The organism is Peribacillus asahii (assembly GCF_004006295.1).
Lineage (GTDB): Bacteria > Bacillota > Bacilli > Bacillales > DSM-1321 > Peribacillus > Peribacillus asahii_A.
Map to the genome: position 1 here is coordinate 750,273 of NZ_CP026095.1, position 17,425 is coordinate 767,697.

17 protein-coding genes and 1 tRNA gene are annotated in these 17,425 nt (G+C 36.8%); 13 read left to right on the top strand and 5 right to left on the bottom strand.

The features are described 5' to 3' along the window. The first annotated feature begins 3 nt into the window (after positions 1 to 3). The 3 genes from phaQ to fabG all read left to right on the top strand — a co-directional run bounded on the left by phaQ (position 4) and on the right by fabG (position 1,869). On the top strand, positions 4 to 432 hold the full coding sequence (gene phaQ, locus BAOM_RS03815; RefSeq protein ID WP_127759119.1) for a poly-beta-hydroxybutyrate-responsive repressor: 429 nt from the start codon (positions 4 to 6) through the stop codon (positions 430 to 432). A gap of 81 nt (positions 433 to 513) precedes the next feature. Beyond that, positions 514 to 1,044 carry a hypothetical protein gene (locus BAOM_RS03820; RefSeq protein WP_127759120.1) on the top strand — a complete coding sequence of 177 codons (531 nt, stop codon included), beginning with the start codon at positions 514 to 516 and terminating at the stop codon, positions 1,042 to 1,044. 90 nt (positions 1,045 to 1,134) lie between these two features. After that, positions 1,135 to 1,869, top strand: coding sequence for a 3-oxoacyl-ACP reductase FabG (fabG, locus tag BAOM_RS03825; protein ID WP_127759121.1), 735 nt, complete (start codon positions 1,135 to 1,137; stop codon positions 1,867 to 1,869). Positions 1,870 to 2,019: 150 nt separating this feature from the next. On the opposite strand, the gene BAOM_RS03830 is transcribed toward fabG, so the two are convergent. Next, positions 2,020 to 2,934 (bottom strand): LysR family transcriptional regulator, encoded by a 915-nt coding sequence (locus BAOM_RS03830; protein ID WP_127759122.1) that lies wholly within the window; start codon positions 2,932 to 2,934, stop codon positions 2,020 to 2,022. Between the two features lie 238 nt (positions 2,935 to 3,172). Between BAOM_RS03830 and BAOM_RS03835 the strand changes: the two genes are divergently transcribed. The 3 genes from BAOM_RS03835 (at position 3,173) to BAOM_RS03845 (ending at position 5,851) form a co-directional block, all read left to right on the top strand. Beyond that, positions 3,173 to 4,498: a short-chain fatty acid transporter gene (locus BAOM_RS03835; protein WP_127759123.1), complete on the top strand. Its 1,326-nt coding sequence runs from the start codon at positions 3,173 to 3,175 to the stop codon at positions 4,496 to 4,498. A 246-nt stretch (positions 4,499 to 4,744) separates the two neighbouring features. Continuing rightward, positions 4,745 to 5,536: an HAD family hydrolase gene (locus BAOM_RS03840; RefSeq protein ID WP_127759124.1), complete on the top strand. Its 792-nt coding sequence runs from the start codon at positions 4,745 to 4,747 to the stop codon at positions 5,534 to 5,536. 241 nt (positions 5,537 to 5,777) lie between these two features. Further along, positions 5,778 to 5,851 (top strand) — tRNA-Gly (locus BAOM_RS03845). A gap of 148 nt (positions 5,852 to 5,999) precedes the next feature. Here BAOM_RS03845 and BAOM_RS03850 read toward each other — a convergent pair. Continuing rightward, positions 6,000 to 6,668, bottom strand: a complete 669-nt coding sequence (locus BAOM_RS03850) for a B3/B4 domain-containing protein (RefSeq protein ID WP_257467605.1) — start codon at positions 6,666 to 6,668, stop codon at positions 6,000 to 6,002. Positions 6,669 to 6,760: 92 nt separating this feature from the next. On the opposite strand from BAOM_RS03850, the gene queG reads away from it, so the two are divergent. The 7 genes from queG to yhbH all read left to right on the top strand — a co-directional run bounded on the left by queG (position 6,761) and on the right by yhbH (position 14,738). Next, positions 6,761 to 7,894: a tRNA epoxyqueuosine(34) reductase QueG gene (queG, locus tag BAOM_RS03855; RefSeq protein WP_127759126.1), complete on the top strand. Its 1,134-nt coding sequence runs from the start codon at positions 6,761 to 6,763 to the stop codon at positions 7,892 to 7,894. A 208-nt stretch (positions 7,895 to 8,102) separates the two neighbouring features. Then, complete coding sequence (locus BAOM_RS03860) at positions 8,103 to 8,969, top strand: amidase domain-containing protein (RefSeq protein WP_127759127.1); 867 nt, start codon at positions 8,103 to 8,105, stop codon at positions 8,967 to 8,969. 68 nt (positions 8,970 to 9,037) lie between these two features. Then, positions 9,038 to 9,526 carry a tRNA (uridine(34)/cytosine(34)/5-carboxymethylaminomethyluridine(34)-2'-O)-methyltransferase TrmL gene (trmL, locus tag BAOM_RS03865; RefSeq protein WP_127759128.1) on the top strand — a complete coding sequence of 163 codons (489 nt, stop codon included), beginning with the start codon at positions 9,038 to 9,040 and terminating at the stop codon, positions 9,524 to 9,526. 289 nt (positions 9,527 to 9,815) lie between these two features. Then, a complete protein-coding gene (nfsA, locus tag BAOM_RS03870; protein ID WP_127759129.1) occupies positions 9,816 to 10,565 on the top strand; it encodes an oxygen-insensitive NADPH nitroreductase in 750 nt (249 codons plus the stop codon). A 377-nt stretch (positions 10,566 to 10,942) separates the two neighbouring features. Continuing rightward, on the top strand, positions 10,943 to 12,838 hold the full coding sequence (locus BAOM_RS03875; protein ID WP_127759130.1) for a PrkA family serine protein kinase: 1,896 nt from the start codon (positions 10,943 to 10,945) through the stop codon (positions 12,836 to 12,838). Between the two features lie 131 nt (positions 12,839 to 12,969). Then, complete coding sequence (locus BAOM_RS03880) at positions 12,970 to 13,263, top strand: SCP2 sterol-binding domain-containing protein (protein ID WP_127759131.1); 294 nt, start codon at positions 12,970 to 12,972, stop codon at positions 13,261 to 13,263. 305 nt (positions 13,264 to 13,568) lie between these two features. Then, a complete protein-coding gene (yhbH, locus tag BAOM_RS03885) occupies positions 13,569 to 14,738 on the top strand; it encodes a sporulation protein YhbH (RefSeq protein WP_127759132.1) in 1,170 nt (389 codons plus the stop codon). 26 nt (positions 14,739 to 14,764) lie between these two features. On the opposite strand, the gene BAOM_RS03890 is transcribed toward yhbH, so the two are convergent. The 3 genes from BAOM_RS03890 to BAOM_RS03900 form a co-directional block, all read right to left on the bottom strand. Continuing rightward, positions 14,765 to 15,880, bottom strand: coding sequence for a GerAB/ArcD/ProY family transporter (locus BAOM_RS03890; RefSeq protein WP_127759133.1), 1,116 nt, complete (start codon positions 15,878 to 15,880; stop codon positions 14,765 to 14,767). Positions 15,881 to 15,950: 70 nt separating this feature from the next. Continuing rightward, positions 15,951 to 17,159: a Ger(x)C family spore germination protein gene (locus BAOM_RS03895; protein ID WP_127759134.1), complete on the bottom strand. Its 1,209-nt coding sequence runs from the start codon at positions 17,157 to 17,159 to the stop codon at positions 15,951 to 15,953. 35 nt (positions 17,160 to 17,194) lie between these two features. After that, positions 17,195 to 17,425: a hypothetical protein gene (locus BAOM_RS03900; protein ID WP_127759135.1), complete on the bottom strand. Its 231-nt coding sequence runs from the start codon at positions 17,423 to 17,425 to the stop codon at positions 17,195 to 17,197.

The window sequence follows — 17,425 nt, forward strand, 5'->3', positions numbered from 1 at the left end:
AAGATGACAACAGATAAGAAAAATACTTCTATAGATTCGACAGCCAAAGATGAGAGTATGATGAACAATATGCCCAAAAATTTAATGATACCTGTTCTTCTGTTAAGTCTTCGAGGTTGGAATTTACATGGTTACAAATTAATTCAAGAGTTAAGCCGATTTGGATTTACATCTGTAGATCAAGGAAATGTGTATCGAACATTAAGAAAGCTAGAAAAAGAGAACATGGTGAAATCTGAATGGGATATGTCAACAGGGGGCCCAGCTAAGCGAATTTATTCATTAACAGAGGCTGGTGAGGCGTATTTGCAAACTTGCACTGATTCGCTTACGCAATACCAATCCATATTAAATCGCTTTTTTACTATCTATATGGATATGTTCCTCCCTACATCTTTATCACAACGCGATGATGATAAAGAGGAGAATTAATGTTTGTTGTATTTACTTATAAAGTGAATTTGCAGTATTCCTGCAATCACAATAAATTTCTACTTTTAGGAGGTTTTTATCATGGCAGTAAACAAAAAAGATCAAAATAATAAGGATGTTCGTAATTTAGGTGATTCTTTGCTGGACAGCTGGACAAATAGTTTGAATACAATTCATGCTTCGCAAAAAGAGGTGGAGAATGTGTCAATTCAAGCAATCGGATATCAAAGAGAGGTGTGGGAGAAATTGACGGAAGATTTAACAAGAATTGAACAAGAACAAAAGAAATTAGTTGAGGAACTTCGTGTAGTAGGAAAGAAAAATATTCAAACGCTTTACGGTGAAGAAGCAGGGGAGACTTTTGATAAATGGAATGAGCACTTTGATGAGGTGAGCCTTCGTGTTCAGCAATTTACAGTAACTCCTTTGAAAGAAACTTTTAACCTTTTAAATCAATCCCAAGATCAATTACAAGATTCTATTAAAAAAGGAATCACTCAACAACAAAGCCTTCGTGAAAATTTCTTAAACCAAATGAAATCAGCTCAAAAAGGGTTTGTTGATTTAGTGGAATCTAATACAAAACTAGCGTTGAGTCTTTATAAAATTTAAGTAAGGTGCCAATGGAATAATCAAACAAGTAGAGTGGGAGGATTTAGTGTCCTCCCACTTTATAAAGATTAAGAAAAGAGGTGCAAGGCTGTGAAGTTAGCGGGAAAAGTGGCCATCATTACAGGTGGTGCGAAAGGGATTGGAAAAGTAACAGCCAAAAGATTTCTTGAAGAAGGTGCTAAAGTAGTAATCTGTGATTATGACCAGTCGGCTGGGCAAGCTGCATTAGCTGACCTTGGAAGTAATGACGTAAGCTTCTTTCAAGTCGATGTAACGAATACTGCACAAGTAGAAACGATGGTTCAATCAACAATTGATACATATGGCAGAATAGATATTTTGATTAATAACGCAGGCATTACAAATGATGGATTTCTTGTAAAGATGAGTGAAGAAGCTTGGGAAAAGGTGCTTGCTGTCAATTTGTCAGGTGTCTTTAAATGTACAAAAGCTGTCGCTCCATTTATGTTGGATCAAAAATCGGGAGTTATTTTAAATGCCTCTTCTGTAGTTGGAATATATGGGAATATCGGTCAAAGTAATTATGTGGCCACAAAAGCAGGTATTATTGGGATGACTAAAGGGTGGGCAAAAGAGTTTGGTCCAAAAGGGATTCGTGTGAATGCCATAGCACCAGGCTTCATTGCAACGGATATGGTCTCGACCGTACCGCAAAAAGTCATTGATGCAATGAAAGAAAAGACGCCGCTTAAAAAGCTAGGTACACCAGAAGATATTGCAGAGGCTTATTTATTTTTAGCTTCCGATACTGCAGGGTATATTAATGGAACCATTTTAAGTGTGGATGGCGGATTAGTAGTTTAGTAGTTACAAATATAACAGTTACATGAATACCGATATGAAAAGAGCTGCTGTTTTAAGTAGTTCTTTTCATATCGGTATTTTTATTAGGCTTTGTTATAGGACGCTGTTGATTTTGGTCTGGGGCCCCAATCGTTTTATCAACAATATGGTTTAACCTAGCCTTTTATTAAGTTGTTTTAGCTGATTGACTGGATTATTCACTAAAAAGTTGAGTAGTTTTCTTGCTGCGAATGGGATATAACAGTCCTTTTTTGTGATAACTCCCAATTCCCACATGAGAGTTGGGTTGACTAAAGAGACCATTTTAATATTATGGTGGTTTATTTTTGAATAAATCGATTTTGGAAGAATCGTAATACCTAAACCTTCTTTAACAAGCTCGGCAATCAAATCCCATTGAGAGCTTTGGTATGTAATTTGAGGACTAAACCCAGCATTTAGACACTCTTGGATTATTCGATCATGTAAAGCAAATTGTTCGTTGAAAATAATAAACTGTTCATCCTGTAATTCATGTAGACTTACAAAGTCTCTATGGGCTAGTCGATGGTGTTGAGAGACATAAATTACAAACTCATCTTTCGTAAATGGATGGACAATAAACTTTTCTGTATTAGTTGGAAAAACACTGATGCCTAAGTCAATTTTTTCTTCATCTATTAAACTTTCTACACGTTTTGCTCCTAACTCAACTAATTTTAATGAAATTTTAGGGTGAAGCTTTCTAAATGGAATAGCTATGGAAGGGAAAAATAGCGTTCCGATTAAAGGTGGTATTCCAATTTTAATTTCACCTGATGGTATATGCATTAAGTCATCTAAACGTACAGAAAGATCATCTAATGTGGAAATAAGTTTTAGAGCCGAATCATATACAATTTCTCCTGCATCTGTAAGCTTTAATTGTCGCGTTGTACGATCAAATAGTGTGACTTGTAGTTCTTCTTCTAAGTTTTTAATGATTTTGCTTAATGATGGTTGTGATAAATGAACATGAGAAGAAGCTTTAGTGAAACTTTGATGTTCAGCGACAGCTATTAAGCATTTTAATTGTTGAATCTCCATAAAAAATCCCTTCTATTCATTTTTTTAATAACTATTATTCTTTTTTACTATTTTACTTACAATAACTAAAATAGTAAAGTTATCCCAGTAAGATAATTCTAGTATTTCCAAATAATTAGAAACATTTTTTGCTAATAATTTCTTGGATGATGAATAAGGATGTATCACCTTTTATTTTGCAGCTTCATCTTATTTTTATATACAAAATTATAGTAAATAAACAAAGGGGGAGAATAAGTTGAAGGCGATGATTTCATTTTCAAACAGATTGATGCAAAGGTATATGCCTGATCCATTTTTGCTTGTTATTGTGCTTACCTTTTTTGTCATCGGTCTTGCTATTTTTTTGACAGATAGTACACCTGCTCAAATTGTAGGTTACTGGGGAGATGGTTTTTGGAATTTGTTAGAATTCTCCATGCAAATGGTTTTAATTGTTGTAACAGGACATGTTATGGCGAGCAGTCCATTTTTTAAGAAATTATTGGGGAACTTAGCCAATATCCCAAAGTCACCGGGGCAAGCTATTATTCTGGTTACTCTTGTAGCTCTAATTGCATGCTGGATTAACTGGGGATTTGGTCTAATCATTGGAGCGTTGTTTGCAAAAGAGATTGCTAAAAAGGTCGATGGTGTCGATTATCGATTGTTAATTGCAAGTGCTTATAGTGGATTTATTATTTGGAGCGGGGGATTATCTTCATCTGTTGCATTAACGATTGCTACACCTGGTCATTTTACGGAAAATCTTATAGGGATTGTTCCAACAAGTGAAACTCTTTTTTCTCCATTTAATTTAATTGTTGTAATCGGGCTGCTTATTTTAGTTCCAATTATAAACCGATTTATGATACCTTCAAAAGAACAAGCTTTTTTGATTGATCGCAAGCTATTAGAAGATGTAGATAGTGTACAGGCAAGTGCAGTAGAACAAGCTGAACTGACACCTGCTGAGCGTTTAGAAAACAGTAAGATATTATCTTTGCTTATTGGTTTATTAGGCCTTTCTTTTTTAGCCTATTATATCGTGAAAAACGGATTTGTTATTAATCTTAATATTGTGAACTTTATCTTTCTTTTTATTGGGATAATATTGCACAAAACACCGAGATTATTTTTAGAAGCTATTTCAAGTTCAGTTAAAAGTGCAAGTGGAATTATTATTCAGTTTCCGTTCTACGCAGGGTTAATGGGTATTGTGACCGCTTCAGGACTAGCTGGGATTTTATCTAATGCGTTTATATCTATTTCAAATGAGAATACATTCCATATGTTCACGTTATGGAGTGCAGGTTTGGTAAACTTCTTTGTACCTTCAGGTGGAGGACAGTGGGCTGTACAAGCTCCTGTTATGTTAGAGGCTGCAAAAGATTTAGGAGTTTCTTTACCGAAAACAGCGATGGCTGTTGCATGGGGAGACGCTTGGACGAATATGATTCAACCATTCTATGCATTGCCAGCATTAGCCATTGCCGGTTTGAAAGCAAAGGATATTATGGGGTATGGTTTAGTAATCATGTGTATAACAGGGATTTTTATTTCTGCCGTCTTTTACTTTTTATGATGGGTATATTGGATAATGATGGTAATTTAAAGTGTTATATCACATAGCCCTTATAGTAAATGAATGATTGAGTTATCAAGGACTTCAACGATTATGTTGAGGTCTTTTTTAGAGATTATGCAGGAGAATTTCTGCATCGCTTTCATTAAGCTCGTCTATCTTTTTTTCAATAGTTATTTATTTTCACATTCGTGTAGTTTATTATTAAAATAGTGAGATTATTGTGAAAGAAATGAGGTTGCAGCTATGGTGAAGGCAGTATTTTTTGATTTAGATGATACATTATTGTGGGATCAAAAGAGTGTTAAAGAAGCGTTTGTAGCAACATGTCTTGTGGCAAAAGAGAAATATGGGGTAGATGTTGAAGAGTTTGAAGAAGCGGTTCGAAAGGAAGCAAGAGAGCTGTATGCTTCATATGAGACGTATGAATTTACACAAATGATCGGTATTAATCCTTTTGAAGGGCTATGGGGAAATTTCTTAGATGACACAGATGATTTCCGTAAAATGGCAGAGATTGTACCGGCTTATCGTAAAGAGGCATGGACACGTGGGTTAAAGGCTTTAGGGATTGACGATGAGGCATTTGGAGCGGAACTCGCAGAGCGTTTTCCAGCAGAACGTCGCAAAAAACCTTTTATTTATGATGAAACATTTACAGTGTTAGATGAGCTAAAAGGTAAATATAAATTATTGCTATTAACAAATGGTTCTCCAGATTTACAAAATACAAAGTTGACGATTACGCCTGAATTAGTGCCTTATTTCGATGAAATTATCATTTCTGGGGCATTTGGCAGAGGAAAGCCTGATCAAACGATTTTTGAACATGCTTTAGAGCGAATTGGTCTAAATAAAGACGAAGTTATTATGGTCGGAGATAATTTAATGACAGATATTCTTGGTGCTTCAAGAACAGGAATTAAATCAGTTTGGATTAATCGTCATAATAAAGAACGCAATGAAGTTGTACCAGATTATGAAATTACTCATTTGGAAGAACTTTATCCGATTATTGAAGAACTAAAGAATAAATAAAAGGAAAGGACTTCGGTATGATTGCCGAAGTCTTTTTTTAGCTGCACTGAGAATTCACTAAAATCCGTTTTTATGTGCCAGTTGTGTTACATTGCGATGAAGTAAGGATGCGGAAGATGATCTGCTTTACAAAACTTTATGTGAATTTTACTTTTTTTAAATAAAGCTATTGCATTCTCATAAACTTCGATATATAATTACTTATGTTGATTCGACAAAGTTCAACATAAACCTTCAAAATGCGGGTGTAGTTTAGTGGTAAAACCTCAGCCTTCCAAGCTGATGATGAGGGTTCGATTCCCTTCACCCGCTCCATTACATACGTTGATAACGCAGAGTTTCGTTACACAGAGAGAACGAAGCTTTGCGTTTTTTAAATTTTATAAATGTAAAAAACTGCTATATTTATAGTTAAAAAAAAGCGTATCGCCTTATCATCGATTTGGGAGATACGCTTTTTTATTTAATTAGTTGAAATCGAGTAATGCCCTTTTCCGCCATGAATTTGCAGAAACATATCTAGTAAAGATTTTGTTTGCTTATCGGCTTCTTCTATTGAAGTAGAAGGAGTGAAATAAATAATTTGTAAGGCTTGTTTTGTTTCTTCTGTTACTTTTGTACGCTCAGAATCTACAAATGGGCTGCCGAAAGGCCCTTCTTGATCAACGGACGTAATCATATGCTCCATAGAGTTCATTCGACCGTTAAGCCCCATATATGTATCCTCGTGTTCACCAATTTTAATCGTTATATCTCCTGTAAGCTTAGCGCGGTCATAGATGCCAATAGGTACTTCGAATAAAAGGGAAAAGAAGTTATTTAAATCGATGGCTGAATGCACAGGTGATAAATAATTTTGTTTTTGGATGCGGCGATACAGTGCTTCTGCAGATGGGCGATATCTTGACGGGTTTGTTCCTATTAATTTAAAGACATTTCTCCATTCTTGAATTTTGTCGAAATCCGTCCATTCTTTTTCTTGAAGATCAAAGTATAAAGATTCTTGAAATAGTTGCAATCTTCCTTTTAACATTTGAGGGGATAGTCCGACTTCGATATCGTTGTATGTAATGATTCCGACTTTAAAGTGTGGAATTTTTTCTTTAAGATTGTCAGCAATGGTTGTTTCCAAGTGTTTCACCTCCAAAAATGATTGAAAATAGTTTAACATAGATGGAAATGGTTGAACATAATACAGACTTTTACGTACGAAGGTGAATAGAGATGTATATGAAAGAATTGAAGAAAGAGCTAATTGCTTATAGTAAAGAAATTGGTATCGATAAAATCGGTTTTACGACGGCTTCGACGTTTGATTCGTTAAGGAATCGTTTATTAGAGCAGCAAACACTAGATTATCAGTCTGGATTTGAGGAGCCAAATATTGAAAAGCGAGTAAGGCCAGAGTTAATTATAGAACATCCGCAATCGATTATTTCCATTGCGTTAGCCTATCCTTCTAAAATGAAGGATGCTCCGTTAAGTACAAAAGGAGAACGACGTGGTATTTTTTGTCGAGCTTCTTGGGGAACGGATTACCATGTTGTGTTGAGAGAGAAGTTACAATTACTCGAATCATTTATTAAAGAGAAAATACCGAATGCATTGACGAAATCAATGGTTGATACAGGGGAATTGTCTGATCGAGCAGTAGCTGAGCGTGCCGGCATAGGATGGAGTGGGAAAAATACGATGATCATTACTCCAGAGTTTGGATCGTATGTATATTTAGGTGATTTGATTACGAATGTACCTTTTGAACCCGATCAACCGATGGAAGATCAATGTGGGACGTGTAATAAATGCGTAGATGTTTGTCCAACGGGAGCACTTGTACAAGGCGGACAGTTAAATGCAAAGCGTTGTATCGCTTTTTTAACTCAAACAAAAGGCTTCTTGCCAGACGAATTTCGTTCCAAAATTGGGAATCGCTTGTATGGATGTGATACATGTCAGACCGTTTGTCCGAAAAATAAAGGCATCGATTTTCATATTCATGCAGAAATGGAGCCGGACCCAGACATTGCAAAACCGTTGTTAAAGCCTTTATTGACGATTTCGAATAAGGAATTTAAAGAGAAGTACGGTCATGTATCTGGATCATGGCGCGGAAAAAAGCCGATTCAACGAAATGCAATTTTGGCGCTGGCACATTTTAAAGATGAAACGGCTTTGCCTGAATTAATTCAGGTGATGAAAGAAGATCCTCGCCCTGTCATTCGTGGTACAGCTGCTTGGGCAATCGGAAAGATTGGTGGAGGAGAAGCAGAAGGCATTTTACAAAGTGCATTAGATAAAGAGAAAGATGAAGACGTGTTAGCAGAAATAAAGAAGGGGTTAATGCTAGCGGCACATTGATAAAGTGAAATTTCGATCAGTGGGAGCTTACTGTTCGTTAAGCGTTGGATTAAGTAGAGGAAATCACTCGTATTATTCAGAGTGATTTTTTTTATACAATTAGATTGTAGACACCGTTAGCGAATAAGAAACCTTGATGTAGTTTTTGTATTTTTAATCAAGCCCTCTTCATACATATTGAGTAGGAGTGATAAAGGAGGGCTTAAGCTTGAGGGAACAATTAAAGGAATTATTACAGACACGCATCGAACAGTATATATCGAGTGATGAGAGGCGGGCGGAACAAACGGATGAGAAGCCGTTACGAAAGAAGCAATTGTTAGAGAAGCGAGAGGCCGATATTGTTCGAGTTCATGCAGCAGGTAAAGTGCATTCTTTGTTTTATGATCGACAAGATACAGTACTGGCCTATCAAGTGCATTTGCAATGTTTAATTAAACAAGGAGATACTTTTTTGATTGAAGAAGAGATAGAAGAACGTGAGGCTAGGTTTCAAAATGGTCTCATTGTGAATGATTATGAGGTAGAGCTAATTTCAGAAGATACTTTTCTGCCTGAGCAAAGGGTAGAAGATGTACAAAGAGTCACGTATACGTACGATCGAAGAAAAGCGGTTCAATATGCTGAGCGGTGGTGGAATGAGTTTAATCCTGCTTATAATAAATTCGCGGATGATTGTACAAATTATATATCACAATGCTTACATGCGGGAAATATTCCAATGTGGGGGAGTCCCAATCGAACTAAAGGCTGGTGGATGGGTGGAAAAAGCTGGAGTTATAGTTGGACGTCTGCGCATGGTTTCTATAGGCTTTTGGCAGGTGGTAAAGGTATTCGAACGCAAGAAGTGACGTATGCACAAGAGTTAAACCTTGGAGACATTATATGCATTGACTTTGAAGGAGATGGCCGTTTTGATCACTCCCTCATTGTAACAGCAAAAGATATATACGGTATGCCGCTTGTGAATGCTCATACGGTAAACAGCCGCCGGCGTTATTGGACGTATGAAGATTCTACTCGTTATACTCCGAATATTGTATATAAGTTTTTTAGAATTTTAGATGGAAGATGAAACGTTTTTTTGTCGGTTTGATTAATGATATAATGAAGGGAGACACTCATACTAGAGGTGAACAGGAATTGGCCATACATGTAGTTTTATATCAACCTGAAATTCCGGCAAATACAGGAAACGTTGCAAGAAGCTGTGCGGCAACAAATACAACGTTACATTTAATTCGTCCGCTTGGATTTTCAACAGATGACAAATATTTAAAGCGTGCGGGTCTTGATTATTGGGAACATGTAAAGATTCATTATTATGATTCTATGGATGAATTCTTTGAGAAAAATGCTGGTGGGGATTTCTACTATTTATCTAAATTTGGTGAAAAGCCTCATACGACATTTGATTATAGTAATCAAGATAAAGAAATCTTCTTTATTTTCGGTAGAGAAACAACAGGCCTTCCGAAAGATTTAATTCAGGAGAATATGGATCGTTGTTTACGTGTTCCGATGACGGATAAGGTGCGTTCGTTAAATTTATCAAATACAGCAGCTATTTTAATATATGAAGCATTAAGACAGCAAAATTATCGTGATTTAGATATTATAAGAGAAGGCTGACATCATTCATTTTTTCGCTTATATGTGTGAAATCGGGGTTTCACACACGTTTTAACTATGTTGACGGCGGGCGCTTTCTCTATAAGTATTTAGAGAAAGCGCTAAGATGAGAGCTAGAAATCAATAGCGTCAAGCGCTTTTGATATGTGTTTAGTTAGCTCTAGATATGTCAGTGGTTCGAGAAGTATTTCTAAAGGAAGAAAGCGCCTTCAGAAGTACCCGCTTTATGTTTGTCGCCAATTACGGGCGTCTTGCAGTTTTTTATACATAATGTACAGGGGGAATAAAGATGAATCAGATTATCGAAAAAATACTAGATCACCGTTCTATTCGTTCATTTGAGGACAAGCCGGTAACGGAGGAACAAATTCGTACAATCGTGGAGTGTGCTCAGGCAGCATCCACTTCAAGCTATATTCAAGCATATTCCATTATTGGGGTATCGGATCCAGAGAAGAAAGCACAGTTAGCTGAACTTGCTGGGCCGCAAACATATGTAGAGAAAAGCGCGCACGTGTTTGTTTTTTGTGCTGATTTACACCGTCATGATATGGTTGCCGAGATGGAAGGACGAGATTTATCCGAGTCGATTGAAAGTACAGAGAAGTTTATGGTTGGTTGCATAGATGCCGCTCTTGCTGCACAAAATGCTGCAATCGCTGCGGAATCGATGGATCTTGGTATTTGTTATATTGGTGGTATTCGTAATAATTTACATGCAGTTAGTGAAATTTTAAACATTCCACATCGTGTGCTTCCGTTATTTGCACTTATTATCGGTCATCCGAAAAATCGCTCTGAGAAGAAGCCGCGTTTACCGCTTGCTAACGTGTATCATGAAAATGGCTACCAAGCGGACCAACAAGTATTCATTGAACAGTTACAAGCATATAATGAAACAATCTCAAGTTATTATGATAGAAGAACAAAAGGAAAGCGTAAAGATACATGGACAGAGCAAATGGCTGATATGTTAGGGAAAAAAAGCCGTATGTACATGAAAGAGTACGTGGAAGGAAAAGGATTGAAAAAGCGTTAAATAAAAAAAGCTGAGTTGCTAAAAATAAGCAACTCAGCTTTTTTTATTTAACACTCGGTTTGTCGTTATAACCTGCAGTAAAGATAGCGGATAAAAATGTCACAATTACAGCAAGAATGATAATTGTACCTGCGCCCATTATCGCAGTCCTCCTTTAAACTGAATTGTCCAAATTTATACATGTAGTATACCTCAGTTACCAAAAAATGTGAATTATTTGTTACCATTGCTTGTATAATTTGTTAGAGAATATTTACTGATTTTATCGCAATTCAATCGTAGTTTAAACAACCTCTTTTGAAACTATGCACATGTTTGTCAAAGTTGTCGCATAGATTTAAGTATTCTCTATAAAGGGATAGGGGGAGGCTCCAGTAATGGACATTTTAAGAAAAATTGAAAAGTTTAGAGAAGATGAACAGAAGCTGAAGTGGGAAGGGACTTTTGCAGAATACTTAGAGATCCTTAAAGAAAAGCCTTTAGTCGCACAGTCTGCACATTCGCGTGTATATAACATGATTAAAGATGCTGGGATAGAAGAAGTCAATGGTGTGAAGCGATATAACTTCTTTAGTGGTCAATTATTTGGTTTAGAAGATTCATTGCAGCGCTTGATTGAAGAATATTTTCATCCAGCGGCAAAGCGACTAGATGTTCGTAAGCGAATTTTGTTGTTGATGGGTCCTGTTTCAGGTGGGAAATCGACGCTTGTTTCTTTATTAAAGAGAGGGCTGGAGTCATATTCTTTAAAGGAGCAAGGTGCTATTTATGCGATTAAAGGCTGCCCAATGCATGAGGATCCTCTACATTTGATTCCACAATACTTACGTGATGATTTCTATGAAGAGTATGGTATTCGAATTGAAGGAAACTTATCTCCATTGAACTTAATGAGGCTGGAGAAAGAATATGGAAATCGTATTGAAGATGTCATGGTTGAACGAATTTTTCTTTCGGAGGACCGTCGAGTAGGGATTGGTACATTTAGTCCGTCTGATCCTAAATCACAAGACATCGCCGATTTAACAGGAAGCATTGACTTTTCTACAATTGCGGAGTTTGGTTCAGAATCTGACCCACGCGCCTATCGTTTTGATGGGGAGTTAAATAAAGCAAATCGTGGGATGATGGAGTTCCAGGAAATGTTGAAATGTGATGAGAAATTCCTATGGCACCTATTGTCTCTTACACAGGAAGGAAATTTTAAAGCAGGCCGCTTTGCATTAATTTCAGCGGATGAACTAATTGTTGCCCATACGAATGAAACAGAGTATAAGTCGTTTATTTCTAATAAGAAAAACGAGGCCCTTCATTCACGGATTATTGTGATGCCGATTCCATATAACTTAAAAGTGTCGGAAGAAGAAAAAATTTATGAAAAAATGATTCGTGAGAGCGATGTTTCCAATGTTCATATTGCACCGCATACGTTAAAGATTGCAGCGATGTTTAGTATTTTAACACGTCTGAAGGATCCTAAAAAAGGCGATATCGATTTAGTGAAGAAAATGCGTCTATATGACGGGGAAAATGTAGAAGGGTTTAATTCAGCTGATATTCGTGAATTGAAAAAAGAACATCAAGATGAGGGAATGAGCGGAATCGATCCGCGTTATGTGATTAACCGCATTTCTTCGACGATTATAAGAAAGGAAAATCCATCGATTAATGCGCTGGATGTATTAATGTCCTTAAAGGATGGACTTGATCAGCATCCTTCGATTACGAACGAGCTTAGGGAGCGTTATTTAAACTTTATTTCACTTGCGCGTAAGGAATATGATGCGATTGCTAAAAATGAGGTTCAAAAGGCGTTTGTTTATTCATATGAAGAGTCTGCCAAAATTCTTATGGACAATTATCTCGACAATGTCGAGGCCTACTGCAATAAAACAAGATTACGCGATCCATTAACAGGAGAAGAGATCAATCCAGATGAAAAGCTGATGCGTTCTATTGAAGAACAAATCGGCATTTCAGAAAATGCGAAAAAAGCGTTCCGAGAAGAAATTTTAATTCGTATTTCTGCTTATGCTCGTAAAGGAAAACGATTTGATTATAGCTCGCATGATCGTCTTCGTGAAGCAATTCAGAAAAAGTTATTCGCTGACTTAAAAGATGTAGTGAAGATTACAACGTCAACCAAAACACCGGATGAACGTCAATTGAAGAAAGTAAATGAAGTGATTGCTAGATTAATTGAAGAGCATGGCTATAACTCAACTTCTGCTAATGAGTTATTGAGATATGTAGGCAGCTTGTTAAATCGCTAACAGAAGATGTTCCCCTGCCAAATAGAGGTGGGGGGTTATTCTTATTTAAACGTATGTTAAATAAGAGTGCCTGCTTGGGATGGAAAAGTTTCCTTATCTATGGACTTGTAATCCAATAAGGGAGGGCTGGCATGAGTATATTAGATGAGTTGAACAAATTAGCGGAGAAACTAAATAGTAATGGAAAGCGCACTTTTGGTAAGCGGACACGTGTGTATCAGTTTGATTTAGAAGAAAGTGGTTCATTTCAGTTGCTGATTAAAGAGGGTAAGGTGAAAGTGCTAGAGGGAACGCCTTATCATCCTGAAATCACTCTAAAACTATCAGCTGAGAATTTATTCAAATTGCTAAACGACGATTCGAGTGCAACGGAAGCTTTTATGGCTGGCTCTTTAAAAGTAGATGGTAAGGTGGACTTCACCTAAAGTTGCAAAATATTAATAAGTAAAAAATCACTCGGCTGTAAGGCCGAGTGATTTCTTGCTTAGAGGGCTTGTATTCTTATTTATTCATGTTTAGTTAACATTTGAGCATAGGCAATCGTCTAATCTTGAAAAATAGTGTAAATTTATTGATTTTATTGCATAGGATAGAGTAATACTTTTCTTTTATTACGGTGAAAGAGCAAGGGAAATCATGGGCAAAAATGAAAGATTCTATTCATATCACACTAACCTATCTTATGAAGGAATGCCAAAAAAGGTGCATAATGTTTTTGAGGGGGAAGAAGATGAAGGAAGAAAATAACCATCAATTTGCAATTTCTAAGGAAGATTGGTCCCTCCATCGAAAAGGCTATGATGATCAGCAGCGTCATCAAGAAAAGGTGCAGGAGGCAATCAAAAACAATTTACCGGATTTAATTTCTGAAGAAAGTATTATTATGTCTAATGGTCGTGATGTTGTAAAGATTCCAATTCGTTCTCTTGATGAGTATAAGATTCGCTATAATTACGATAAAAATAAGCATGTAGGTCAAGGAAGCGGGGACAGCAAAGTAGGGGATGTCGTTGCACGTGACGGCTCTCCATCGGAAAGCGGCCCTGGAAAAGGAAAAGGAGCAGGAGATCAAGCTGGTGAAGATTATTACGAAGCTGAAGTATCTATGATGGAATTAGAAGAGGCTTTATTTAAGCAACTAGAGTTGCCAAACCTTCAGAAAAAAGAACAGGCAGAGCATACATTGGAGCATATCGAATTTAATGATATTCGTAAAACAGGGTTAATGGGGAATATTGATAAGAAGAAAACGATGATCTCTGCTTTTAAACGCAATGCGTTAAGCGGTAAACCAGGTTTTCATCCAATTTATAAAGAAGATTTTAAATTTAAAACGTGGAATGAGGTTCAAAAGCCGGACTCTAAAGCTGTTGTGTTAGCGATGATGGATACGTCAGGCTCCATGGGGCTTTGGGAGAAGTATATGGCACGTAGTTTCTTCTTTTGGATGACCCGATTTTTACGGACAAAGTATGAAACGGTTGAGATTGAATTTATTGCACATCATACGGAAGCAAAAGTTGTGTCACAAGACGATTTCTTTACAAAAGGTGAAAGTGGAGGAACCATTTGCTCCTCCGTTTATCGTAAAGCTTTGGAAATCATAGAAGATAAGTATGACCCAGCTAAATTTAATATTTACCCGTTCCATTTTTCTGATGGCGATAATTTAACTTCAGATAACGTTCGTTGCGTGAAGCTCGTTGAAGAATTAATGAAGATATCGAATATGTTCGGGTATGGAGAAGTGAATCAGTATAACCGTCATTCGACATTAATGACTGCTTATAAAAATATCAATAATGAGAAGTTTCACTATTATATTTTAAAACAAAAATCCGATGTTTTTCATGCGATGAAGAGCTTTTTCAAGAAACAAGAAGATCAGCAGTATGTTTAAACGATTATTCATAAAGAGGTAGTCCCCTAAGTCGATATGGACTTAGGGGGCTTTCTTTTTTTTCGTAATAGACTGATTCCCAACAATAATAGAGGAAGAAATAGCCCATAGGTTGAAGCGTGTACCATGAAAACGCCCCTATTGTATTGATTATAATCGAGGCTATCAGGATGTAAGGTCAGGGACATGACAACCATAATCATCCCTAATGGTAAAGCAAGTGGTCGATGGTCTTTTACATTTAATGTTTGGGCAAGCCCTGTAATCGCTGCGTAAAAATAAAAGATCATTTTAAAATAAATTGTGATAATCCACATGATGGCCATTAGGGCTTCTATTCGTTGGAAAAAATCCCCTACATTGATTTTTCTGGCTAACACATAACTTGGATACATGTGTCTCGAAGAAGCATCAACACCTAAAACTAAAATGCATAAAACGATAATGATGGTTAACAAGAGTCCCCCAATGATTATTCCTGAATAAAAGGCTTGTTTGGCTTGTTTGGGTTGATTTACTGAAACGGGAAAAACCATTAATAATACAACAGAAGGCAGACAAAAAATGCTGACAAAAATTAAGCTTGACCATATAATGGGTTTCATTCTCACTTCGAATACAGGTTGTATGTTCTGAAAATCGATTTGAGGAGCAATAGAAACGACCAAAATGGTAAATAGGATAATGAAAACAGCAAAGAAAAGCTCGGCTGAACGAGCCAAGGTTTCAAGTCCAAGGCGAATTCCCATAATCACGACACACGTAAAAATAAAATTAATCACTTCGATGGGTGTCTCAGGAATTATTTGTGTCGTCAAAAAAGTCCCAACTTGGAATAATAGTCCTGCTGCAGAGATAAAAGAAAAGAAAACAAACGCAAGAGAAACGGTCTTTCCTAACCATCTTCCGAGAAGTTTTTCATTGATTTCGACCAATGTCATATTCGGATAGCGGATTGCTAAGGTAGTGATTAATGCTACTAGTAATAAACCTAGTCCTATACCGAGTATAGCTGAGATCCAGGCATCTTGTTGTGTCGTTCCTATGATAGCTGCTGGAATAGTTAAGATGGTCGTTCCTATTGAAAATAAAATCACCAAAATGCTAAATTGACGAGAGCTGATTTTAACGTTTTTTACCAATGTATACTCCTTTCTTGTTACGTGCTATCATAGTTCTTTGTTATTAAAGAGAATTCCCAAACCAAGCCTATTACTTTAATTTGTCTAGGAATGAATTACTAATTGTGCCTACGCGTCGGATTTCTCCTTGTACTTTTATATTTACAGATACGTTCTCAAAATGTTTATCCCAATCTTTTTTGAGTTGTTTCCAGGCTATAGGATCAGCTCGATGGATTGCCTCACCAAATCCAAAAATGTCTACTTTATTATTTTCCTGTACTTGTTTGATTGATTGTTGAAACATTTTCTCCGATCCTTTTTCATAACTATCCTCTAATTGATCAATCGATTCTGGTTTTGTCAAATCGATTTGGCATTCTACTTCGCCTACATCGCCTTCGACATAAATATGTAGATCAATCTCCGGTTTTCCGTTCTTTACCTTTCCTTTCATTTCCGTGTTTGATTTTTTCACTTCATACACAGCTTTTCCACCTTTAGGGCACGTTATATTCACAGTTGTACTATGCTCTTTGTTGGTAATGACGCTATACGTTATGCTTTGCTTCTCATTTAACCAGCCAACTAATTTATCTCGATCAAATACCGCTAATTCTTGAAAGCGTAATCGAGCAGGGAAATCAATCATTTCTACATTCTGTTTGCCTAAAGCTGTTTTTTTGTCGCCTTTTATATCGGCGCGGATTCCAGTTAACACTGGCTGTTTTCCGTCCATTACTATATTCGCGATCAATTCATCTAACGTAACGGCATTTGTCGCTGTCCATGCTTTTGCTGAAGTTTCAAGAGTACTAAATAAACTATTGGCAGGTATCTTTTCTAAAGATGTGGGTACCTTCAAGATATCTTCTGCTCTCATTCCCTTAGCTACAGCGATATTAAAATCTGATCGTAGTTCCCAGTCTCTTGAGAGAAGATCTAATGGTTTTCCAAGCCCTTCTTTTGCTAAAGACTCTCCAATCACGAGTATTCGAAGATGTGAGGGATAAATTTTTCTTGGAGATTCCTTTGTTATTCTTCGAATAGCTTCAAATACAGTTTTTCCTGTCGCTTGATAGATGATGACCGGTGAATGGCCAGTAGCTCCACCGCCTTTTCCGGCTACTTCCCCTGGATTTACTACTTGGGCGGTTACAAGATATTGACCGTCCGTTGCACGATCTAGCCCCATGGCCAGTGTAATGGCAAGTTCATTTAATTCACGACTATTCCAGCAACCCGTAGTGAATAATAGAAATACAATCAGCATGATTAGAATTGTCAAGCTCCGTTTCATAGATTAAGCTCCTTTAGCTTTATTTATTTCTATTTTCACTTTAATAATTTCTCAAGTATGTCGGAAAGCGGTTTATAAATGGCTGTAATCCAATCCATCGGATTGGGAATCTTGATATTCAGGACTTGAGCAATGCTTAACGCGGTTCCGAATAGTAGAAGAATGGAAAATATCCATAGTTCCTTTTTTAATTTTTTCCTCAACAGAGGAGGAACATCAATCGCGATAATCACCGCCACGATGAGAAGGATTCCAGCAACAGCCAT